General features: G+C 64.4%; 26 protein-coding genes and 2 tRNA genes. 20 read left to right on the top strand and 8 right to left on the bottom strand.

Annotated features, from left to right (window positions below; translation table 11 throughout):
* Window positions 1-15: 15 nt before the first annotated feature.
* Both ACJYUO_RS12400 and ACJYUO_RS12395 read left to right on the top strand, forming a co-directional pair.
* The gene (locus ACJYUO_RS12400; protein WP_494345671.1) at window positions 16-264 is read left to right on the top strand and encodes a DUF7127 family protein; all 249 of its coding nucleotides are present in this window, start codon (window positions 16-18) and stop codon (window positions 262-264) included.
* Complete coding sequence (locus ACJYUO_RS12395) at window positions 261-2,522, top strand: CDC48 family AAA ATPase (RefSeq protein ID WP_494345670.1); 2,262 nt, start codon at window positions 261-263, stop codon at window positions 2,520-2,522. The genes ACJYUO_RS12400 and ACJYUO_RS12395 overlap by 4 nt, the downstream gene beginning before the upstream one ends.
* A 57-nt stretch (window positions 2,523-2,579) precedes the next feature.
* On the opposite strand, the gene ACJYUO_RS12390 is transcribed toward ACJYUO_RS12395, so the two are convergent.
* Window positions 2,580-3,416, bottom strand: a complete 837-nt coding sequence (locus ACJYUO_RS12390; RefSeq protein ID WP_494345669.1) for a TrmB family transcriptional regulator — start codon at window positions 3,414-3,416, stop codon at window positions 2,580-2,582.
* Between the two features lie 318 nt (window positions 3,417-3,734).
* Here ACJYUO_RS12390 and ACJYUO_RS12385 point away from each other — a divergent pair, with 318 nt between their 5' ends.
* Complete coding sequence (locus ACJYUO_RS12385) at window positions 3,735-4,061, top strand: HalOD1 output domain-containing protein (protein ID WP_494345668.1); 327 nt, start codon at window positions 3,735-3,737, stop codon at window positions 4,059-4,061.
* A 35-nt stretch (window positions 4,062-4,096) separates the two neighbouring features.
* Here the strand turns inward: ACJYUO_RS12385 and bcp are convergent, their stop codons facing one another.
* The 4 genes from bcp to ACJYUO_RS12365 all read right to left on the bottom strand — a co-directional run bounded on the left by bcp (window position 4,097) and on the right by ACJYUO_RS12365 (window position 7,436).
* Window positions 4,097-4,579, bottom strand: coding sequence for a thioredoxin-dependent thiol peroxidase (gene bcp, locus ACJYUO_RS12380; protein ID WP_494345667.1), 483 nt, complete (start codon window positions 4,577-4,579; stop codon window positions 4,097-4,099).
* A 120-nt stretch (window positions 4,580-4,699) separates the two neighbouring features.
* Window positions 4,700-5,692 (bottom strand): DNA replication complex subunit Gins51, encoded by a 993-nt coding sequence (locus ACJYUO_RS12375; protein WP_494345666.1) that lies wholly within the window; start codon window positions 5,690-5,692, stop codon window positions 4,700-4,702.
* Window positions 5,689-6,864: a DNA primase small subunit PriS gene (priS, locus tag ACJYUO_RS12370; RefSeq protein ID WP_494345665.1), complete on the bottom strand. Its 1,176-nt coding sequence runs from the start codon at window positions 6,862-6,864 to the stop codon at window positions 5,689-5,691. Before priS ends, ACJYUO_RS12375 begins: the two co-directional genes overlap by 4 nt.
* Before the next feature lie 95 nt (window positions 6,865-6,959).
* Window positions 6,960-7,436: a GNAT family N-acetyltransferase gene (locus tag ACJYUO_RS12365; RefSeq protein WP_494345664.1), complete on the bottom strand. Its 477-nt coding sequence runs from the start codon at window positions 7,434-7,436 to the stop codon at window positions 6,960-6,962.
* Window positions 7,437-7,603: 167 nt separating this feature from the next.
* On the opposite strand from ACJYUO_RS12365, the gene ACJYUO_RS12360 reads away from it, so the two are divergent.
* Window positions 7,604-8,065 carry an archease gene (locus tag ACJYUO_RS12360; RefSeq protein WP_494345663.1) on the top strand — a complete coding sequence of 154 codons (462 nt, stop codon included), beginning with the start codon at window positions 7,604-7,606 and terminating at the stop codon, window positions 8,063-8,065.
* Between the two features lie 46 nt (window positions 8,066-8,111).
* Here the strand turns inward: ACJYUO_RS12360 and ACJYUO_RS12355 are convergent, their stop codons facing one another.
* Entirely contained in the window at window positions 8,112-8,372 is a 261-nt protein-coding gene (locus ACJYUO_RS12355) for a hypothetical protein (RefSeq protein WP_494345662.1), read from the bottom strand.
* Between the two features lie 342 nt (window positions 8,373-8,714).
* On the opposite strand from ACJYUO_RS12355, the gene ACJYUO_RS12350 reads away from it, so the two are divergent.
* Entirely contained in the window at window positions 8,715-10,181 is a 1,467-nt protein-coding gene (locus ACJYUO_RS12350) for an RtcB family protein (RefSeq protein ID WP_494345661.1), read from the top strand.
* A gap of 37 nt (window positions 10,182-10,218) precedes the next feature.
* Here ACJYUO_RS12350 and ACJYUO_RS12345 read toward each other — a convergent pair whose 3' ends face one another.
* Complete coding sequence (locus tag ACJYUO_RS12345) at window positions 10,219-10,440, bottom strand: hypothetical protein (protein ID WP_494345660.1); 222 nt, start codon at window positions 10,438-10,440, stop codon at window positions 10,219-10,221.
* Window positions 10,441-10,499: 59 nt separating this feature from the next.
* Window positions 10,500-11,177, bottom strand: a complete 678-nt coding sequence (locus ACJYUO_RS12340; RefSeq protein WP_494345659.1) for a helix-turn-helix domain-containing protein — start codon at window positions 11,175-11,177, stop codon at window positions 10,500-10,502.
* A gap of 171 nt (window positions 11,178-11,348) precedes the next feature.
* Between ACJYUO_RS12340 and moaA the strand changes: the two genes are divergently transcribed.
* From moaA to ACJYUO_RS12265, 15 genes are all read left to right on the top strand, one after another.
* Entirely contained in the window at window positions 11,349-12,365 is a 1,017-nt protein-coding gene (gene moaA, locus ACJYUO_RS12335) for a GTP 3',8-cyclase MoaA (RefSeq protein ID WP_494345658.1), read from the top strand.
* A gap of 191 nt (window positions 12,366-12,556) precedes the next feature.
* Window positions 12,557-12,639, top strand: a tRNA-Ser gene (locus ACJYUO_RS12330).
* 71 nt (window positions 12,640-12,710) lie between these two features.
* Window positions 12,711-13,238, top strand: a complete 528-nt coding sequence (locus tag ACJYUO_RS12325) for a 30S ribosomal protein S13 (protein WP_494345657.1) — start codon at window positions 12,711-12,713, stop codon at window positions 13,236-13,238.
* Complete coding sequence (locus tag ACJYUO_RS12320) at window positions 13,238-13,759, top strand: 30S ribosomal protein S4 (protein WP_494345656.1); 522 nt, start codon at window positions 13,238-13,240, stop codon at window positions 13,757-13,759. The genes ACJYUO_RS12325 and ACJYUO_RS12320 overlap by 1 nt, the downstream gene beginning before the upstream one ends.
* 1 nt (window position 13,760) lies before the next feature.
* Entirely contained in the window at window positions 13,761-14,150 is a 390-nt protein-coding gene (locus tag ACJYUO_RS12315) for a 30S ribosomal protein S11 (protein WP_006184686.1), read from the top strand.
* Between the two features lie 3 nt (window positions 14,151-14,153).
* Window positions 14,154-14,903 (top strand): DNA-directed RNA polymerase subunit D, encoded by a 750-nt coding sequence (locus tag ACJYUO_RS12310; protein ID WP_494345655.1) that lies wholly within the window; start codon window positions 14,154-14,156, stop codon window positions 14,901-14,903.
* Between the two features lie 129 nt (window positions 14,904-15,032).
* A tRNA-Leu gene (locus ACJYUO_RS12305) sits at window positions 15,033-15,117 on the top strand.
* 156 nt (window positions 15,118-15,273) lie between these two features.
* Window positions 15,274-15,627 (top strand): 50S ribosomal protein L18e, encoded by a 354-nt coding sequence (locus ACJYUO_RS12300; RefSeq protein ID WP_494345654.1) that lies wholly within the window; start codon window positions 15,274-15,276, stop codon window positions 15,625-15,627.
* Window positions 15,624-16,073, top strand: coding sequence for a 50S ribosomal protein L13 (locus ACJYUO_RS12295; RefSeq protein ID WP_494345653.1), 450 nt, complete (start codon window positions 15,624-15,626; stop codon window positions 16,071-16,073). Before ACJYUO_RS12300 ends, ACJYUO_RS12295 begins: the two co-directional genes overlap by 4 nt.
* Window positions 16,067-16,465 (top strand): 30S ribosomal protein S9, encoded by a 399-nt coding sequence (locus ACJYUO_RS12290; RefSeq protein ID WP_006432490.1) that lies wholly within the window; start codon window positions 16,067-16,069, stop codon window positions 16,463-16,465. The genes ACJYUO_RS12295 and ACJYUO_RS12290 overlap by 7 nt, the downstream gene beginning before the upstream one ends.
* 12 nt (window positions 16,466-16,477) lie before the next feature.
* Entirely contained in the window at window positions 16,478-16,672 is a 195-nt protein-coding gene (locus tag ACJYUO_RS12285; RefSeq protein ID WP_494345652.1) for a DNA-directed RNA polymerase subunit N, read from the top strand.
* A gap of 2 nt (window positions 16,673-16,674) precedes the next feature.
* The gene (locus ACJYUO_RS12280) at window positions 16,675-16,860 is read left to right on the top strand and encodes a DNA-directed RNA polymerase subunit K (RefSeq protein ID WP_494345651.1); all 186 of its coding nucleotides are present in this window, start codon (window positions 16,675-16,677) and stop codon (window positions 16,858-16,860) included.
* Window positions 16,857-18,062: a phosphopyruvate hydratase gene (gene eno, locus ACJYUO_RS12275; protein WP_494345650.1), complete on the top strand. Its 1,206-nt coding sequence runs from the start codon at window positions 16,857-16,859 to the stop codon at window positions 18,060-18,062. Before ACJYUO_RS12280 ends, eno begins: the two co-directional genes overlap by 4 nt.
* A complete protein-coding gene (rpsB, locus tag ACJYUO_RS12270) occupies window positions 18,059-18,865 on the top strand; it encodes a 30S ribosomal protein S2 (RefSeq protein ID WP_006432494.1) in 807 nt (268 codons plus the stop codon). Before eno ends, rpsB begins: the two co-directional genes overlap by 4 nt.
* A gap of 170 nt (window positions 18,866-19,035) precedes the next feature.
* Complete coding sequence (locus ACJYUO_RS12265) at window positions 19,036-19,452, top strand: hypothetical protein (RefSeq protein WP_494345649.1); 417 nt, start codon at window positions 19,036-19,038, stop codon at window positions 19,450-19,452.
* Window positions 19,453-19,546 lie beyond the last annotated feature (94 nt).

Here is a 19,546-nt window from a genome sequence, read left to right as displayed (position 1 = left end):
TGGGTTAGTTACAGCATGACTCTCGAACAATTCACCCGCGAAGAGGGGCAAGTGGCCCGTCGATACGACTACGAGGACGGCACGGTGATGGCCGTCGACTTCGGAACCGAGGAGGCTGATGCCTCGGTTGACATCGTCGATGGAACCGTTATCGTCGTCCTCGCGGACGATCAGTACGAAATCGAACTCCCCGAGACCGCCGCGAACGCGCACACGTTTATGAAAAACGGCGTTCTCACTGTCGAACTGGAGGAGGAACTATGAAGCTCACCGTCAAACCACTGAAACAGAAAGACGCCGGCCGCGGACTCGCCGCGATCGACCGCGTCTCCATGAACGAACTCGACCTCGAGAACGGCGATTACATCGTCATCAAGGGGAAGGGTGACAGTCAGGCCGTCGCTCGCGTCTGGCCCGGCTACCCCGAAGACGAAGGACGCGGCATCGTCCGCATCGACGGCCGTCTGCGCCAGGAGGCCGATGTCGGGATCGACGACAACGTCACGATCGAACCCGCCGACGTCAAACCCGCCACGTCGGTCACCGTCGCGCTGCCCCAGAACCTCCGCATCCGCGGGGACATCGGCCCGCTCGTCCGCGACAAGCTGTCCGGACAGGCCGTCACCGAGGGCCAGACGGTACCGTTCTCGCTCTCGTTCGGTCCCATGGCCAGTTCCGGTCAGTCGGTGCCGCTGAAAATCGCGAGCACCTCGCCGTCGGGCACCGTCGTCATCACGGACTCGACGAGCATCGAGATCTCCGAGACCCCCGCCGAACAGGTCCAATCCGGCAGCGGCGCGTCCGCCGAAGGCGTCCCGAACGTCGCCTACGAGGACATCGGCGGCCTGGACGACGAACTCGATCAGGTCCGCGAGATGATCGAGCTGCCGATGCGCCACCCCGAGCTGTTCCAGCAGCTGGGCATCGAGCCGCCGAAGGGCGTGCTCCTGCACGGCCCGCCGGGCACCGGCAAGACGCTGATGGCGAAAGCCGTCGCCAACGAGATCGACGCCCACTTCGAGACGATCTCCGGCCCGGAGATCATGTCGAAGTACTACGGTGAGTCCGAAGAGCAGCTCCGCGAGGTCTTCGAGGAAGCCGAGGAGAACGCCCCCTCGATCATCTTCATCGACGAGCTCGACTCCATCGCGGCAAAGCGCGAGGAAGCCGGCGGTGACGTCGAACGACGCGTCGTCGCCCAACTGCTCTCGCTGATGGACGGCCTCGAGGAACGGGGCCGGGTCACGGTCATCGCCGCGACCAACCGCGTCGATGCCATCGACCCTGCGCTCCGGCGCGGCGGACGCTTCGACCGCGAGATCGAGATTGGCGTCCCCGACAAGGAGGGCCGCACGGAGATCCTGCAGGTCCACACCCGCGGGATGCCGCTCAACGAATCGATCGACCTCGATCACTACGCCTCCAACACCCACGGGTTCGTCGGTGCCGACCTCGAGTCGCTCGCACGCGAGAGCGCGATGAACGCGCTCCGGCGCATCCGCCCCGAGCTCGACCTCGAGTCCGAGGAGATCGACGCCGACGTTCTCGACTCGCTGGAAGTCTCCGAACGGGACTTCAAGGAGGCGCTCAAGGGCATCCAGCCCTCGGCGATGCGCGAGGTCTTCGTCGAAGTCCCCGACGTCACGTGGAACGACGTCGGCGGACTCGGCGAGACCAAAGAGCAGCTCCGCGAGACGATCCAGTGGCCGCTCGACTACCCCGAGGTGTTCGAGCAGATGGACATGCAGGCCGCCAAGGGCGTCCTCATGTACGGTCCGCCGGGCACGGGGAAGACCCTGCTCGCCAAGGCCGTCGCCAACGAGGCCCAATCGAACTTCATCTCGATCAAGGGCCCCGAACTGCTGAACAAGTACGTCGGCGAGTCCGAGAAGGGCGTCCGCGAGGTCTTCGAGAAGGCGCGGTCGAACGCACCGACCGTGATCTTCTTCGACGAGATCGACTCGATCGCGGGCGAACGCGGCCAGCGTCAGGGTGACTCCGGCGTCGGCGAACGCGTCGTCAGCCAACTGCTCACTGAGCTCGACGGGCTCGAGGAACTCGAGGACGTCGTCGTGATCGCCACGACCAACCGACCGGACCTGATCGACAGCGCCCTGCTCCGTCCCGGACGGCTCGACCGCCACGTCCACGTGCCGGTCCCCGACGAGGACGCCCGCAAGGCGATCTTCGACGTCCACACCCGCAACAAGCCCCTGGCCGAATCCGTCGACCTCGAATGGCTTGCCAGTCGGACGGACGGCTACGTCGGTGCCGACATCGAAGCGGTCTGCCGCGAGGCGTCGATGGCCGCCAGCCGCGAGTTCATCAACTCGGTCGAGCCCGAGGACATGGACGACACCATCGGCAACGTCCGCATCAGCCGCGAACACTTCGAGACGGCGCTCGAGGAAGTCAACCCGAGCGTCACCCCCGAGACCCGCGAGCAGTACGAGGACCTCGAAGAGGAGTTCCAGCAGGCCGAGCCCGGACAGGACGAACAGCTCGGACGGACCTTCCAGTAAGGTCGCTACGCGGTCACGGGCACGTGACCGCTCCCGGGCCCGTTCTACTTTCGTCTCTCATTCTTCGCAGGCCGTACACTCCGCGTTCCCCTCGTCCGAGTCGACCGGCTCGCCGGCTTCGAACGCGACCGTCGCTAATCGTTCCTCGAGGACGTACCGGAACCAGACGATCAGGCCGTGGCCGCGTTCGCTCGACCAGATTCCGGTCTCCGCCGTTTCGCGCGGAACGAGTCCCGCCGTCAGCGCGCTTATCACGACCGTCTCCCGGTCGACGAAGAGGAGACGGCCCAGCGACCGCTCCGTCGGCCCTTTTGAATCGAACGCAAAGTCGGTGACGGAGACGTGCGCCGTCTCGGCGGCCTCCCGAACGGTGTGCCGGGCCGATTCCGACGGCACCTCGATGAACACCGCGACGCCCCGATCGCGAGCCGCGGCGAGTTCCGCGAGGAGGGCTGGCTCGAGCAGGTCTTCGTCCGCCACGAGCAGATAGATCTCGCTCGTCGCGTCTTCGACGGCCGCGGTCGTCCGGTTTGACAAATCCCGCTGGTCGGCGACCTTCCAGACGCCGTCGCCCTCGGTCGTCCGCCGCTCGAGTTCTCGGAGGTTCGTGGTCGCGGTCTCGAGGTGTTCGCGGTACTCTTGTCGGAGTCGTTTTCGGGCGATGTCCACGGAGACGACGGTGTATCGCCGCGGGTCGGACGCTTGGACGTCGACGAGCCCGAGTCGGTGCAACTCTTCGACGACATCGTAGACGCGCGATTGGGGGACATCGGCGACCTGACTGATCTCTTTTGCCGTTCCCTCAGAGAGCTGCGTCAGCGCCACGAAACACTGGGCCTCGTACGCGCGAAGTCCCAGTTCCTCCAGTGCTTCGATGGCATCGGCTTCAGACATGGGTGAACCGACCGCTCGTTGAGGGAGCCATAGTGTGGGTGTAATCGGCGCGAAACGCGGAAAAGCTGTTCCACTTCTTCAGTCCGGTAAAATCGAGCCGAGCGGCCGGCAAGCGGAGAGTAGCATCTGCTTACTCGAAACGGCAGACGGCGCGTGTCACGAAGCGAATAACAACAGTGGTACGTCGATCGGACTCACCTATTCAAGCCAAAGCTTGGTAGTAGCCGATCGGCTACCACTGGTAATGGTCGGACAACTGATCGACCGGATCGTGGAGGTCGACGAGCGACGAGCGAACCGCCGGAGGCCGATCGGCTAATGTCCGGACCCGATCGCGATCCCACGGACGAACGGCCGGTGCTGGCCGAACGATCCCACGACGAGACGACGCCGGCCAGCATCGCCGTCGTCTACGCGATCGCCGCCGCGTTCGATACCGATCCGATCGAGTGTACGACCGAACACGGCTTCACGCTGTACGACCATCTCGATCCCGAGGCCCTCGATTCGTTGATGGGTGACAATCGACAAGCGGAGTCCGTCACCGTCGAACTGCGATTAAACGAGCACCTGCTCCGCGTCTCCGATCGGGGTTCCGTTCGCGTTCTGGGTCCGACCGACGCTGACGACGAGGCAACCGACTAACGTCGGACCCGGAAACGGATCGTACCCCGACCCCGTCAGTGGGTGATGTCTGCCGGCTCGAGGTCCTCGAGGTCTTCGAGGAGGTCGTCTGCGTGGCCCTCCGGCGAGACGCCCTCGTAGGTCGCCTCGATCCGGCCGTCCGGACCGACGACGTAGGTGTTCCGGAAGACGCCGTCGAAGGTGTTGCCGAACATCTGTTTTTCGCCGTAGGAGTCATACAGCGTCGCGACCTCGCCGAGTTCGTCCGACAGGAGATCGAACGCGAGGTCGTAGTCGTCGGCGAAGTCAGCGAGGTCCTCGACGGGGTCGTCGCTGATGCCGACGACCGACACGTCGCGGTCCTCGAACTGCGACAGCGCGTCGTTGAACCCGCAGGCTTCGGTGGTACAGCCTTCCGTGTTGGCGCGGGGATAGAAGTAGACGACGAGCCGCCGCCCCTCGAAATCGGAGCGGCTGACCGTCTCGCCGTGTTGGTTTGGCAGTTCGAACTCCGGCGCTTCGTCGCCGACATCGAGCATGGATTCGACTTGGCGACCGCTGCCGTATACGTTGCGATTTTACACGGCGACGCGCTCACGGAACACGGCTTGTGGACAAAAACGGAGCGGAGAACACGGCGAGGGTGCTCGAACGGCGACTCACTCGAGCCGTTCGGCGGCCTCTCGGTCGACGAGGGGAGCGGCGTTTTGCTCCGGGAGCGTGACGACGTCGTCGCTCGTCAGCGTGTACTCGCGGTCGTCGACGCCGAGGATCGAGCCGATGTCGCTGGTGATCCGAACCGTCGTCCGATCGATGTCGGCAGTTTCGTCATCGTCCCGTGTGCCAGCCGCCGAGTCAGCGTCGGGATTCGGCGGGGTCGGCGCGGAATCCGGTCCGGCGGCCCCGTCGGGCCCACCCGAACCCTGCGAGGCGTTGGAGCCGTCCGGCCGGTCGTTCGACGGGTCGGCGGACCCGCTCCGGTCGGCGGCGTCCGCCTCCGGCGCGTCCGTCGGCGGTCCCGCTCCGCCCATCACGTCGGCGGCAGAGACGCCGCTCGAGTCGTCCGTTCCCGGGTTCCCGCCCGCTCCGGGGGCTTCGGGTCCTGCCGGTTCCTCCGGCGGTGTCGGCGGGGTCTCGTCCGCGGTCGCGCCGGGCGGTGACGGGTCACCGGGACGAGACTCGCGACCACTGGGTCCGCCGGTCGCGGTGGGATCGGAGCCGGCCGCGGCGTCGGTCCCCGCGTCCGGTTCGGTGGCCGCCCCCTCGACGCCCTCGAGAACGTCGAGCACCCGGCTCTTGTTCGAGCCGATACGGTCGACCAGATCGTCGAAGAGGTCGGCCTCTTCAGCGGTCAGTCCCTCGTCGTTGGCCGCCATTCCGGCCGCGGCGAGGCTGGCCTGTTTGACGAGTTTGCCCATCCGGCGCTCGTAGATCGCCTCGACGACGTCCTTGGCGGTCTCGATCTCGTCGGTCAGCCGACCGACCTCGGGCGCGGAAAAGGGGTCCTCGGCCTGCTCGGCGACGCGGTCGCGTTCGTCCTCGAGATCGGCGATGTACTCGCCGACCTCTTGATAGAACGAGGGGCGAAGGTTCTGGAGGCTGTCCTTCTGGCGCTCCTTGCTCTGGACCGAACGCAGTTCGTCGAGGTTCATTCTTTCTCCTTCTCGGCGCGGCCGCGTGCCATCAGGAACACGGCGACGTACTCGGGTAGTGACTGGTCACCCTCGGAGACCGTAAAAGTATCTCCTCCGAGTTCGACCTCGCCGCCGTCAGCGACGTCGACCGTGATCTCGTGACCGACGAACGTCTCGGGGACGGCGTCGACCAGCGGGTCGAAATCGGCGATTTCGTCGCGCTCGAGTCGGACCGTTTTCAGCCCGCTCCCGCCGTGGAGACTGCCGGGGAGCCGGATGAGCCGGTTCGTGTCGGTCGTGACCGGTTCGTCGATCGGCGCGTTGTCCCGTTCGACGGCCGTGCTCGCGAACCGTTCGGCCAACTGCGCGACGGCGGTGTGGACCGTGACGTTACCCGCCTCGAGTTGCTCGCGATTGTTCCGGGCCGCGTTCAGCGTGGCCTGGGCTTTCCCCTCGCCGATGCCGTCGAACGCCTGCAGTCGCTCGAGAGCGTCGTCTTCCTCGGCCGCGAGCAGGTCGTCGATGAAAGCCATGAAATGGCCGTGGATGCGAGCGCCCCAGCCGCCCTCGACCTGCAGCGTTCGGCGTTCAGTCGGCGTCTTCCGGCCCAACCCGGCGACAGTCTCGGTCTCGATCAACTCGTCGAACTCGAGGCCGATGCCCCGAACGTAGTCGACGATTTCGCGTCGGTGCTCCCGATCGAGTTCCAAGACGTTCGTATCGCGGACGTGGACGTGATAGCCGCGGCCGCCGGAAAAGACGATCTCGAGGTCCTCGAAGGCGAAGTCGTCCTCGAGGAACTCGAGCAGTCGGAGCAAGGCGTCCTTACACTGGGCGAGCATCTCGGCGTAGCTGTCCTCGCCGAGCGTGACGCCCGGCAGGTGGTCAGCGTCGAGGTCGAAGACGAGGTCCGCAGACTGCCAATCTTTCTCGTGCATCGAACTCGCGCCCGGATCGCGAAAGCGCCCCGCCGAAAAGTAGACGTGGCGCGGGCGTTTCCGGACGAGAAACTCCGAGAGGTCGCCTAACTCGAGCAGCGAACGGTGGCGAACCATGGTCGTATCGGGACCCTCCGTCCACGGGATAAAGCCCCACTCGCGTTCGTTGGCCGCGGGCGGCGGCGTGATCGCTGTCCGTCGATAGTGATCGCGGAACCGGCCCCGCAGATAGGCCCTCGTTCGCTCCTCCATGCGCTTCGGGTAGTCGTCGGTGGTGGTGTATAACCCTGCCGAATGGGATGGAGTCGTGACTTATCCATGTGTGACAACGCGACGGCCGACCCAACTCATCGACGGATCAGGTCGGAAATTCGGTCGGCGAGGCCGACGTCAGCGCCGAGTTTCAGGTAGTAGGCGTCGCCGCCGTCCTCGTAGTAGTTGTCGATCCGGCGCTTGATCTCGAAACCGAGGTGTTCGTAGAACTGCAGCGCGTTCTCGTTGCTCGTACGGGCATGACACGTGATCGTGTCGTGGTCGTCGGCGACGTGGGCGACGAGTCGTTTCCCGATCCCCTCGCCGCGACAGTCGGGGGAGACCGCCAGAAAGAGAATGTAACCGTCGCGACGAACGGCGGCGAATCCGATGAGTTCGCCGTCCTGAACGTAACAGTGGACCGTCGACCGGCGATACGCGTCGGTAAAGAAGTCGTGTCGCTGTTTGAGCACATCCTCCTGACGGTTGATCTCCTCCTTTAGCTGCCAGGCTTCGTCGACGAAATCGTCGCTCCCCGGGGCGACGACGCGACTGTCGATGTTGACGCTCACTAGCGTGGTATACCACCGTCGTCAATATAATTCCACCGGCAGTCGATCCGCCGGAACGTCAGACGGAGCCGACATGTCGGTCTCGGTTCTCGTTCGATGGCGGATGAATCGCCGGCGACGCGTCCGAAACGACGGGCATAGAAGGGCCGCCGTCGAAGAGCGACCAGATGGGGTTCGAACTGCGCGATCACACGGCCGACGTCGCGGTGGCGGCGACCGGACACTCGCTCGAGGCGGTCTTTGCGGCGGTCGCCGACGGCCTCGCGGCCGCGTCCTGCGACGAGATACCCGCCGAGACCGGCGACCGCTTTTCGCTCTCCGTGACCGCCGAGAGCCGCGAGGCGCTCCTGTTCGACTACCTCGACGAACTGATCTATCTGCGGGACACTCGAGTGGAACTACCCGTCGACCACCGCGTCGACTCGATCGCCGGACCGGTCGCGGTCGACGGCTCGGGCCCGGACGACAGACCGGAAGAGTGGCACCTCGAGGCCAGCGCCCGCGGCGTCCCCCTCGCTGCGATCGACGCCCGCGAGGTGAAGGCGGTGACCTACTCTGAGATGCGCCTCGAGCGGGTCGGCGAGGGCGAGCCCGGCGGCTGGGAGGCGTATGTCGTCTTCGACGTCTAACACGCGGCGAGTGCGAAGGAGACAGCGGGCGACGAGAAGGGGCCAGTTAGGAGAGTTCGTAGCTTATCGTGACGCGCTTTCCCTTCTGCATGCGCTTGTAGCCTAAATAGATGAGCGGCACGCCGATGACCAGCCCGATGGCCGTAAGAGAGACGAGGATTCCGGCACAGATCGTGAGTTGCCCGTCTCGAGTGAGCTTCTGTCCGGGGTCGTACCCGCAGGCCGAACAGGCAGTCGCTCCCGCCGGTGCTGTCGTCTTGCACTTCGAACACTGTTCGTCTCCACCGGCGTCGACATCGGGATTCACGGCTCCGCCCCCTCGAGATCCCGCGACACGTTCGGTCCTCGGATCACTGCCCACTCTCTGATGGGGCCTCGACCGCCGCACTCACATCGGATCGTCATTCACACCACAGCCCGACTGTCTCTTGTGTAGACATAGACCGGATAGGGGCGAAGAGAGCGTATGTCTTCTGGTCGATCGAACAGCGGCGAGCATCGCTGTCACGGCCGGACAACGGTTGCCGCGAGTAGATGGCGGTAGGCGGAAGGAGCACGAGCGACGACATCGGCACGGCTATCGTACTCAGTCCGACAGGCTCCGATGGAGAGACGAACATCTTTCATCGCTGGGGTTCGAGTCTCGAGTATGACTACTTACGACGCAAACGGCATCACGCTAGAGCGGGTGCGCGAGCACGTCTGGGAGATTCCACAGGAGGGCGACATGCGCGCCCCCGCACGAGTGCTGGCGAGCGAGGCACTGCTCGAGGAGATTAAAGCGGACAAAAGCCTCGAGCAGATCACGAACACGGCCCACCTGCCCGGCATTACCAACCACGCGATCTGTATGCCCGACGCCCATCAGGGCTATGGCTTCCCGGTCGGCGGAGTGGGGGCACTCGACGCCGAAAACGGCTGTATTTCGCCGGGAGCGGTCGGCTACGACATTAATTGTGGAGTTAGAATGATGAAAACAAACCTAACCTACGACGAGGTCCAGGGCCACGAAGAGGAACTCGTCGACTCCCTCTTCGCGAATATTCCGTCGGGACTGGGCGGCGGCGGCATCGTCGAACCCGGCATCGACGCCGTCGACGAAATCCTCGCCCGCGGCGTCGACTGGGCGTTCGAGAACGGCCACGCCGTCGAGGAGGACCTGCTTCATTGTGAGGACGAGGGAATGCGCGAAGGTGCAGCCCCCGAGAAAGTGAGCCAGAAAGCGAAAGACCGCGGAAAGAACCAGATCGGCTCGCTGGGCTCGGGCAACCACTTCCTCGAGGTCCAGCGCGTCACTGATGTCTTCGACGCTGGCGTGGGCGAGGCCTACGGGCTCGAGGAAGACCAGATCGTCGTCTTGATTCACTGTGGCTCCCGCGGACTGGGCCACCAGACCTGCAACGACTACCTGCGGAAGATCGAACAGCAACATCAGGGACTGCTGGATCAGCTGCCGGACAAGGAACTCGCGGCCGCGCCCGCGGGGTCACAACTTGCCGAGGACTACTACGGCGCGATGAACGCGGCGATCAACTTCGCGTGGGTCAACCGCCAGCTGATCATGCACCGCACGCGGCAGGTCTTCGAGCGGGTCTTCGACCGTTCCTGGGAAGAGATGGACATGCACCTGCTGTACGACGTGGCCCACAACATCGCGAAGAAGGAGACCCACGTCGTGAACGACGACGGCGACGAACGCGAACTCTACGTCCATCGCAAGGGTGCGACGCGGGCGTTCCCGGCGGGCCACCCCGAGGTGCCGAAAGCCTACCGCGATGTCGGGCAGCCAGTGATCATCCCCGGCAGCATGGGCGCGGGTAGCTACGTCCTCCGTGGCGGCGAAAACTCGATGGAGCTGACCTTCGGCTCGACCGCCCACGGTGCGGGACGGCTGATGAGCCGCACGCAGGCCAAAAACGAGTACTGGGGCGGCGACGTTCAACAGGACCTCGAGGATCAGCAGGCGATTTACGTGAAGGCACAATCGGGAGCGACGATCGCCGAGGAAGCGCCGGGGGTCTACAAGGACGTCGACGAAGTCGTCCGCGTCTCCGACGAGTTAGGGATCGGCGACAAGGTCGCACGGACGTTCCCCGTGTGTAACATCAAGGGCTGATCGATCACGGGGCGGTCGGGATTCGTCCGTTCGAATCCTACTTCAGCCGGTACGGGTTCCCGTCGTCTCCGCCGTCATCGTCGTCGTTTTCCTCGCCTTCGTACGGTTTCCGCGCGGTGATGGTCACCGTCGCTTCGGGGTCGTCCTCGTCGGCCCACGGGCTGTCGTAGGCCGACAGCTCGAGGTCGGTTACGTCCCATCCCTCCTCCTCGACGAGTTCCACGAGGCGACGCTGGTCTGCGAGCATGTCCTCGTCCATACCGCTTCTTTCGAGCGTGGGCGGGGTAGGTCTTCCGCCGGCCGGGGACCGGCTGCGGATCACTCGTTTTCGTCGCGCGCAGCTGACTCGCCGACATCGATCATCTCCTCGACGAGCGTGCGGTGTGCGCGCCGGAGTCGCTCGGAGAGCGCCTGATGGGAGATGCCGAGTTCGGCGGACAACCCGTCCATGTCCATCCCGCGCGGAATCTCGTAGTAGCCGCGCTCGAGGGCCGCGACCAGCGTCTCGTACTGAGGCTCGGTGAGTCCGAACCGACCGTGGCGGTTCTCCTCGAGTCGGTGAATCTTCTGAATCTCGAGGCTCAACCCCTCTTCGGTCGCGAAGTCGTAGGTCCGGGAGAGCGCCTCTCGTTCCGGGAAGAGGACGCGGAACCGCCACCGTTTGCCCGCCACGTGCGCGTCGAGGACCGTCGCCTGTTCCTCGGTCAGCAGGTGGAGAATGACGGTCACGTCGTCCACCCAGTTCATCCGGTAGAGACACTCGTCGCCGAGGTCCGTAAGCCGTTCTGCTGCCTCGACGCTGGGGTCGTCCGCCAGCGCATCGTCGACGGTCTCGAGCGTCGATTGAGAGCCCGAAAACCAGACGTAGGGCATGACGTGACCCGGATCGTACGCGACGACGCGTTCGATCTCGACGTCGAGGTCGTCCGTCGCCTCGAGCGTATGTCGGAGGGCAAAGGCCGCGGCGGGCACGGCGAGTTCGGCGATAGTACTCATGCGGACCATCACCACGCGGACGACCAAGAGTGTCCGACTCCATTGGACCCTAGGCGTTCTCGACTTCTACCCCATCGTTAAACCGAGCTGACAGCATTCGGCAACCGAAAACGGTTACGACCCCTTCAAATTCCCGGCGTGCTTAAGCGGATCCGGCTGCAACTCGGTAGCATGCTCACCGACGATTTCGGGCGGGAGGTCTCCGGGGTTCGCGTCTCCCTCACCGATCGGTGTAACTTCGACTGCGTCTACTGTCACAACGAGGGGCTCGGCGATACCCGCGGACCGATGGACCCGCAGGACGACGAGATGTCGACCGACGACGTCGTCCGGTTCCTCGAGGTCGCCGCCGAGTTCGGGGTCGACGCGGTCAAATTCACCGGTGGGGAGCCAATGCTCCGGCAGGACTTAGAGGAGATCATCGAACGCACGCCCGACCAGATGGAGGTCTCGCTGACCACGAACGGGACGTTCCTCCCCGGTCGGGCCGAGGCCCTTGTCGACGCCGGACTCGAGCGGGTCAACGTCTCGCAGGACGCGCTCGATCCGGAGGACTTCGCCGCGGTGACCAAAAGCGGAGCCTACGAGAAGGTCCTCGAGGGGGTCGACGCAGCGCTCGAGGCTGGACTGGATCCGGTCAAACTCAACATGGTCGTCTTCGAGCACACGGCGGGATACGTGCCGGAGATGGTCGACCACGTCGCGGCAAACGACGGGCTCCAGTTGCAGTTGATCGAGTACATGCCCGAGTTGACGGGCAAGCCGGAGTGGAACATCGATATCCAGCGAGTTCACGACTGGCTGGCCGACCAGGCCGACGAGATCGAACACCGCGAGATGCACGACCGCAAGCGATACTGGGTCAGCGACGGCTCGACCGATGCGGCCGACGCCGGACCGGACGCCGCCGGCCGCGGGATGGTCGAAATCGTCGACCCCGTCGAGAACCCCACCTTCTGTGCGAACTGCCACCGCGTCCGCGTGACTCACGAGGGCTATCTCAAAGGCTGTCTCAACCGCAACGACGACCTCAAGACGATGGGCGAGATGACCAAGCCGGAGATCCGCGAGGCGTTTCGAGACGTCGTCGCCAACCGAGTGCCCTACTACGGCGAGTACATGATCCAAAACGACGAGGGCGAGTGGGAGATCAACGAGAAGTACATCGAGGAGTACGCCGGAGCCTGATTCGCGGTTCGATTTTCGGTCGCCGACTCGAGTCGAATCTCCGGGACTCGAGCGGGGGAGAGTACGAGAGTGGGGCACACGATCTGCCGCCACCTTTCGTTGCCCTTAAGTAGAAGACGGGGGTAGGACCGAGTGCGTTACGTGTAGGGGAGCGATCCCCGAGTCCGCGAGGGCGACGATAGACCGACGGTGTTGTGGTAGCCAAGCGGCCCAAGGCGCATGGTTGCTAACCATGTGGCGTCAAGCCTCCGGGGTTCAAATCCCCGCCACAACGTCGGACATTTGCTGGCGATTTCCCGCCAGTCAATTTGCAACGCACGCAGACCAGACACAGATACACGACACATGAGCGCCGAAGAACCTCAAGAACAAGAAGACGACGAAGATCTTCGATACTTCGTCCGCATCGGGCAAACGGACCTCGATGGGACGAAGTCCGTCGAGCGCTCGCTCTCGGAGATGAACGGGATCGGTCGCCGAACCGCCCGGCTCATCGCCGAGGAAGCGGGTGTCGACCGAACGGCGACGTTCGGCCGACTCGACGACGACGTCATCGATGGCGTCATCGAGGTCGTCGAGAACTACGCTGACGAAGTCCCCGACTGGCTCAACAACCGACAGGACGACTTCTACAGCGGCGAGACGACCCACGAGATCGGCAACGATCTCCAGTTGACTCGACAGCACGATATCAACCGGATGAAGATGATCGACTCCTACAAGGGCACGCGCCACAAGCGCGGCCAGAAGGTTCGCGGTCAGCGAACCAAGTCCACCGGTCGTACGGAGGGCACCATCGGGGTCAACGTCGAAGAGATCCGCGAAGAACAGGCCGAGGAGGCCGCCGCCGAAGAAGAGGACGAGGGTGAATAATGCCACTCGGCACTGACACCAAGCAATACGAGACGCCGAACCACCCCTACCAGGGTGAACGCATCGCAAGCGAGCACTCCCTCGTCGACCGCTACGGTCTCAAGAACAAGGAAGAACTCTGGCGAGCACAGTCCGAGCTTCGCTCCTACCGGCGCGAGGCCCGGGAACTGCTCGGTCAGGCCCAGGACGACGAAACCGTCATCCGCCGCTCCGAGGAGTTCCTCGATCGGCTCAAGCGAGTCGGCATCCTCGACGAAACCGACGAGCTCGGCGACATCCTGTCGCTCGAGATCGAGGACGTCCTCGAGCGCCGACTCCAGACGGTTGTCTACCGCTCCGGACTGGCGAACACGGCCCAGCAGGCCCGCCAGTACATCACGCACGGACACATCGTCGTTGACGGCCAACGCCACCGCGTTCCGTCCTACGTCGTCGACATCGACGAGGAGGATCTGGTGGCCTTCGACGAGAACAGTCCGCTCGCGGACGAACTCCACCCCGAACGCGCGGAGGGTCAGTAACATGAGTCAGGACGACGAGAAATGGGGCATTGCCCACGTACACGCATCGTTCAACAACACCGTCATGACCGTGACCGACCTCACGGGCGCGGAGACGATCGCCAAGTCCTCCGGTGGGACGGCGGTCAAGCAGAACCGCGACGAGGCGTCGCCGTACGCGGCCATGCAGATGGCCGAGTCCGTCGCCGAGGAGGTCAAAGCAGCCGGCATCACGGGCCTGCACGTTCACGTGCGCGGCCCCGGCGGCAACCTCCAGAAATCCCCCGGTCCGGGCGCGCAGGCAACGATTCGCGCGCTCGCCCGCTCGGGCATCGAGATCGGGCGCATCGAGGACGTCACGCCGATCCCCCACGACGGATCGCGCGCTCCGAAAGGCAAGGGCGGCTACTAGATCATGACTGAGGAGTACGACGTCGAGTTCGTCGAACGCGAGGATCGTGAAGCGCGATTCCTCGTTCGCGGCGTGACACCCGGGTTCGCCAACGGCATCCGTCGAGCGATGGTCGCCGACGTGCCGACGATGGCGATCGATACCGTCCGGTTCGTCGAGAACTCGTCGGTCATGTTCGACGAGCAACTCGCGCTCCGAATGGGGCTCGTCCCGCTGACGACACCGCCGGTCGGCGAGTTTGGCGACGACGATACCGTCACGCTCTCGATCGACGTCGAAGGGCCGGCGACCGCCTACTCCGGTGACCTCGTCTCCGAAGACGAACTCGTCCAACCCGCGGACGACAACGTCCCGATTATCGAACTCAAGGACGGCCAGCGCCTCGAGGCCGAGGCGGATGCCGTTGTCAACCGCGGAAAGAACCACGCCAAACACCAGGGCGGGGTCGCGGTCGGCTACCGACACCTCCAGCGCGTGGAGGTCGACGGTGATCTTCCCGAGTTCGAAGACGAAGAGAGCCGGATCATCCGTGGCGTCATCGAGGACGACGGCGAACTCGTTGCAACGAGCGAGTTCGACCACGACCTCTCGAATCGCTATCCGGGCAAGGAGGTCCGGGTCGAGGACGTGCCAAACGCCTTCGTCTTCCACGTGGAGACGGACGGCTCGTTCCCGATCGAAGAGCTCGTGACGCGAGCCGCGGACACGATCGCGGCGCGTGCGACTGAACTCGAAGACGCAGTACAGCTGTAGATATGAACCGACGCCCCCAACCCAATTCGGGCACGCCGCTCGCCGACGCCGTGAGCGACGAGACCGGCGATCGCGTGTCCACTGGAATCGAAAGGGGTTTGAAGGGGCGACGGGTAGACGGAAGTGCGAGCAGGGATAGCCAAGTCAGGCCAACGGCGCAGCGTTCAGGGCGCTGTCTCGTAGGAGTCCGCAGGTTCAAATCCTGCTCCCTGCATCACTTCTCTACTGCCGACCGACAGTCCGTCTCCGGCAGCTCGCAGATCGGCTGCGAGCACCGCGGACGCGTCGGCCGTCAGGACAACAATTTCGATTCCATCGTCGATGGCGCAGTTCCTCGCGTCATCGATCAGTTAGCAGTTGGAGGATACCAATGAGTAGCAAGACTAATCCGAGGCTCAACGATCTTATCGCCGAGCTGAAGTCGACGTCCCGCGAAACGGACGCCGACATCTGGCGAGACGTTGCGGATCGACTCGAGAAGCCCCGGCGCACCCACGCTGAGGTGAACCTGGGCCGCATCGAGCGGTACGCACGCGAAGAAGAGACTGTCGTCGTTCCCGGCAAAGTGCTGGGCTCCGGCGCACTACAGAAAAACGTCACCGTCGCCGCCGTCAAGTTCTCCTCGTCCGCAGAGACGAAGATCGAACAGGTCGGCGAGTCGGTCACCCTCGAGGAAGCCCTCGAGGACAACCCCGAAGGGTCTAACGTCCGGGTGATTCGATGAGTCTCGCAGAGTTCGACGCAGATCTCGTCGTCGACGCACAGGACTGTATTCTCGGCCGAGTCGCAAGCGAAGTCGCCCAGCGCGCGCTGGACGGTGACCGCGTTGCGATCGTCAACGCCGAGGACGCGGTCATCACCGGCGACGAAGACGACATCTTCGAGACGTACCGCACGCGGCAAAACCTGGGCTCGGACCGCGGGCCATACTACCCCAAACGACCGGACATGATCTTCAAGCGGTCCGTTCGCGGGATGTTGCCGTACAAGAAAACGCGTGGCCGCGAGGCACTCGACAGCGTCCGCGTCTACGTCGGCAACCCCTACGAGAACGACGACGGCCACGAGTCGGAAGTCCTCGAGGGGACGTCGCTGGATCGGCTGTCGAACATTCGCTTCGTCCACCTACACGAAGTGTCCGAACAGTTAGGTGCTAACGTCACATGGTAACCAACACGAGTGGCAAGAAAAAGACGGCCGTCGCTCGCGCTACGGTGCGCGAAGGCGAGGGTCGAGTTCGAATCAACTCCCAGCCCGTCGAACTGGTCGAACCCGAGATGTCCCGGCTCAAGATGCTCGAGCCGTTCCGCATCGTCGGCGACGACCTGCGCGGCGAGATGGATATCGACGTTCGCGTCGAGGGTGGCGGTATCAGCGGTCAGGCAGACGCCGTCCGCACCGCCATCGCGCGCGGTATCGTCCAGCACACGAACGACGCCGAACTCCGCGACGCGTTCATGGAGTTCGACCGCTCGCTGCTGGTCAACGACGTCCGCCAGTCCGAACCGAAGAAGTGGGGCGGCCCGGGCGCTCGGGCGCGCTACCAGAAGTCCTACCGCTGAGGTGATTCAAGCATGATGGTACCGGTCCGGTGTTTCACCTGTGGCAACGTCGTCGCCGAACACTGGGAGGAGTTCGACGAGCGAGCCAACGAGGGCGACGAGGACCCCGAACAGGTTCTTGACGAACTCGGCGTCGAGCGCTACTGCTGTCGGCGCATGCTCGTCAGCCACAAGGACCTCGTCGACGTCGTCTCCCCGTACCAGTAACAATGCAACAACAACAGCACAACCGCTACGAGAAGGCACGCATCCTCGGCGCTCGAGCGCTGCAGATCTCCTACGGCGCACCGGTGCTGACCGAGACCGAGCAGACCCAACCGATCCTCATCGCCGCCGAGGAGTACGACGCCGGCGTGTTGCCGTTTACCGTCAAGCGGGGGAGCGACCGAAAATGACGCTCATCACCGACATCCGGCTGCGTCGGATCCTCGACTCCCGGGGCAATCCGACAGTCGAGGCCGATGTCGTAACCGAGAGCGGCGGGTTCGGCCGTGCCGCGGCACCGAGCGGTGCCAGCACCGGCGAGTACGAGGCCGTCGAGCGGCCGCCGGGCGAGGCGATCGCCGCTGCCCGGGAACACGCCGTTCCCCGACTCGTCGGTGAGGTCTACGCGGGCAACCAGCGCGATGTCGACGCCGCATTGCACGCCGCCGACGGCACCGACGACTTCTCGGAGATCGGTGCCAACAGCGCGGTCGCGATCTCGATGGCCGCCGCGAAGGCCGGTGCCGACGTGCTCGGTGCCCCGCTCTTTCAGCATCTCGGCGGGACGTTCCGTGGCGAGAATTTCCCGATTCCGCTCGGAAACGTCGTCGGCGGCGGCGAACACGCAGCCGATGCGACCGACATTCAGGAGTTCCTCGCCGCACCAGTCGGCGCGCCAAGCGTCGCCGACGCCGTCTTCGCCAACGCGGCCGTCCACGCCGCCGTCGCGGACCTGCTCGAGGAACGCGACGTTCCGTGTGGCAAGGGCGACGAGGGCGCATGGGCACCGTCGATCGACGACGGCGAGGCGTTCGAGGTCGTCGCCGAGGCGGTCTCGAGGGTTCAAGACGAGGTCGGGTTCAACATCGGCTTCGGACTGGACGTCGCCGGCGCGGAGCTGTACGATTCCGAGTCCGGAACGTACGAGTACAGCGACGTGAGCCGCGACACCGACGAACAGATCGAGTACATCGCCGAGTTGGTCGAGGAGTACGACCTCGTCTACGTCGAGGATCCCCTCGACGAGGACGATTACGACGCCTTCGCCGACCTCACGGACGAGGTCGGGGATCAGACGCTGATCTGTGGTGACGACCTGTTCGTCACGAACACCGATCGGCTCATCGAGGGAATCGATCGCGGCGCGGCAAACAGCATCCTGATCAAGCCAAATCAGATCGGGACGCTGACCGACGCCTTCGACGCGATCGAACTCGCGACGGAGAACGGCTACGACTCGGTCGTCTCCCACCGGTCGGGCGAGACCGAAGACGCGACGATCGCACACCTCGCCGTTGCGACCGACGCGCCCTTCATCAAGACGGGTGCCGTCGGCGGCGAGCGAACCGCAAAGCTCAACGAGCTCATTCGAATCGCAGACGACGCGACATGACAGAGAACGACGCAACCCAGGAAGGGCTCGACGCCGCCGAGGAGGCGATCGACGAGGAGCCAGCCGAAGGGGCTGGCCCCGCCGCCGACGCCGACGACGTCGAGCCAGTAGACGAACAGCCCGCCGACGCCGAGGGATCGCCCGCGGCCGACGCAGAACAAGCCGACGACGCCGAGGACGACGCCGGTCCGACCCTCGACGACGACGTGATGTCCGACGAGGAGGCGGACCTGCTGATTCCCGTCGAGGACTACCTCGGCGCTGGCGTCCACATCGGGACCCAGCAGAAGACCGAGGACATGGGCCGGTTCATCCACCGTGTCCGGACCGACGGGCTCTACGTGCTCGATGTCTCGAAGACCGACGGCCGTATCCGCACGGCCGCGGACTTCCTCGCGAACTACGACCCCGAGCAGATTCTGGTCACGTCCTCGCGCCAGTACGGTCGGTTCCCGGCGGAGAAGTTCGCCGATGCCGTGGGCGCTCGCGCCCGCACCGGTCGCTTCATCCCGGGTACCCTGACGAATCCGAAGTACGACGGCTACATCGAGCCGGACGTACTCGTCGTCACTGACCCGATCGGCGACGCCCAGGCCGTCAAGGAGGCCATCACGGTCGGTATCCCGGTCATCGCGATGTGTGACTCGAACAACCAAGTCAGTAACGTCGACCTCGTCGTCCCGACGAACAACAAGGGTCGCAAGGCGCTTTCGGTCGTCTACTGGCTGCTCGCCAACGAGGTCCTCGACCGACGCGGTGCCGAGCCGTCCTACTCGCTCGAGGACTTCGAGAGCGGCGTCTAACGCGTTCGATATCGATACTGTTCGTTTTCTCACGACGGTTGCGTGCCTAGCGATTCGCTCGGCGTTCGAAGCGGGAGCGACGATGCAATCGAGGAAGCAAGCGTCGTAGTTGCTATGTCAACTGACACCTCCCCACAAGGTTTACCGTGTGGTAGAAAGGTAATAATCGTATGGATGGTTCACGGTCACACGTCGCTGACGATACAATTCGTCGGTGGGACCGCGCGTTTACTGCACTCTCGGCCGAACCGCGACGGCAGATCGTCGAATCGTTGATCGATGTCGCCGCCGGCGAGCCCATCCGGTTGCCCGAAGCCGTCTCGAACTCGAGCATGGCGACGGAGTTCGATCAGTTGCGGATTCGATTGCGCCACCACCACCTCCCGCTGTTAGAGAAGGCGGGGCTCGTCCAGTGGGAGGACGATCCGTTGCGCGCCTACCGCGGTCGCGATTTCGAGGAAGTAAGCGTCATCATCGAGAGCCTGTACGCGAACGCCGACGAGATTCCCGACCGACTGGTCAGTGGCTGTCGGACCCTCGAGCAGAAACGCGAGGGCGGCAGTTCCGAATGTGGTCTCAGCGGGTGATTCTGCCTCGAGACGCTGTTTCTGCGATCGGGTGTGCAGTGACTTTCACGCGCTACGATAGGGTGACTACGGCCTAGATCGGAAGCCAATAACT

Source organism: Natrinema sp. CRL1, from assembly GCF_059162405.1.
The sequence above is the reverse complement of the archived record's forward strand: the minus strand, read 5'-3'. Positions and strand labels throughout refer to the sequence as shown.

Excerpts from the sequence above, each read along its gene's own strand:
- moaA (WP_494345658.1), top strand. The coding sequence starts at position 11,349 with ATGCTCACCGACGATTTCGGGCGGGAGGTCTCCGGGGTTCGCGTCTCC.
- ACJYUO_RS12350 (WP_494345661.1), top strand. The coding sequence starts at position 8,715 with ATGACTACTTACGACGCAAACGGCATCACGCTAGAGCGGGTGCGCGAG.
- ACJYUO_RS12280 (WP_494345651.1), top strand. The coding sequence starts at position 16,675 with ATGCAACAACAACAGCACAACCGCTACGAGAAGGCACGCATCCTCGGC.
- ACJYUO_RS12385 (WP_494345668.1), top strand. The coding sequence starts at position 3,735 with ATGTCCGGACCCGATCGCGATCCCACGGACGAACGGCCGGTGCTGGCC.
- ACJYUO_RS12290 (WP_006432490.1), top strand. The coding sequence starts at position 16,067 with ATGGTAACCAACACGAGTGGCAAGAAAAAGACGGCCGTCGCTCGCGCT.
- ACJYUO_RS12295 (WP_494345653.1), top strand. The coding sequence starts at position 15,624 with ATGAGTCTCGCAGAGTTCGACGCAGATCTCGTCGTCGACGCACAGGAC.
- eno (WP_494345650.1), top strand. The coding sequence starts at position 16,857 with ATGACGCTCATCACCGACATCCGGCTGCGTCGGATCCTCGACTCCCGG.
- ACJYUO_RS12375 (WP_494345666.1), bottom strand. The coding sequence starts at position 5,692 with ATGAACCTCGACGAACTGCGTTCGGTCCAGAGCAAGGAGCGCCAGAAG.
- priS (WP_494345665.1), bottom strand. The coding sequence starts at position 6,864 with ATGGAGGAGCGAACGAGGGCCTATCTGCGGGGCCGGTTCCGCGATCAC.
- ACJYUO_RS12400 (WP_494345671.1), top strand. The coding sequence starts at position 16 with ATGACTCTCGAACAATTCACCCGCGAAGAGGGGCAAGTGGCCCGTCGA.
- ACJYUO_RS12345 (WP_494345660.1), bottom strand. The coding sequence starts at position 10,440 with ATGGACGAGGACATGCTCGCAGACCAGCGTCGCCTCGTGGAACTCGTC.
- ACJYUO_RS12340 (WP_494345659.1), bottom strand. The coding sequence starts at position 11,177 with ATGAGTACTATCGCCGAACTCGCCGTGCCCGCCGCGGCCTTTGCCCTC.
- ACJYUO_RS12395 (WP_494345670.1), top strand. The coding sequence starts at position 261 with ATGAAGCTCACCGTCAAACCACTGAAACAGAAAGACGCCGGCCGCGGA.
- ACJYUO_RS12390 (WP_494345669.1), bottom strand. The coding sequence starts at position 3,416 with ATGTCTGAAGCCGATGCCATCGAAGCACTGGAGGAACTGGGACTTCGC.
- ACJYUO_RS12285 (WP_494345652.1), top strand. The coding sequence starts at position 16,478 with ATGATGGTACCGGTCCGGTGTTTCACCTGTGGCAACGTCGTCGCCGAA.
- ACJYUO_RS12315 (WP_006184686.1), top strand. The coding sequence starts at position 13,761 with ATGAGTCAGGACGACGAGAAATGGGGCATTGCCCACGTACACGCATCG.
- rpsB (WP_006432494.1), top strand. The coding sequence starts at position 18,059 with ATGACAGAGAACGACGCAACCCAGGAAGGGCTCGACGCCGCCGAGGAG.
- ACJYUO_RS12320 (WP_494345656.1), top strand. The coding sequence starts at position 13,238 with ATGCCACTCGGCACTGACACCAAGCAATACGAGACGCCGAACCACCCC.
- ACJYUO_RS12360 (WP_494345663.1), top strand. The coding sequence starts at position 7,604 with ATGGGGTTCGAACTGCGCGATCACACGGCCGACGTCGCGGTGGCGGCG.
- ACJYUO_RS12310 (WP_494345655.1), top strand. The coding sequence starts at position 14,154 with ATGACTGAGGAGTACGACGTCGAGTTCGTCGAACGCGAGGATCGTGAA.
- bcp (WP_494345667.1), bottom strand. The coding sequence starts at position 4,579 with ATGCTCGATGTCGGCGACGAAGCGCCGGAGTTCGAACTGCCAAACCAA.
- ACJYUO_RS12265 (WP_494345649.1), top strand. The coding sequence starts at position 19,036 with ATGGATGGTTCACGGTCACACGTCGCTGACGATACAATTCGTCGGTGG.
- ACJYUO_RS12300 (WP_494345654.1), top strand. The coding sequence starts at position 15,274 with ATGAGTAGCAAGACTAATCCGAGGCTCAACGATCTTATCGCCGAGCTG.
- ACJYUO_RS12325 (WP_494345657.1), top strand. The coding sequence starts at position 12,711 with ATGAGCGCCGAAGAACCTCAAGAACAAGAAGACGACGAAGATCTTCGA.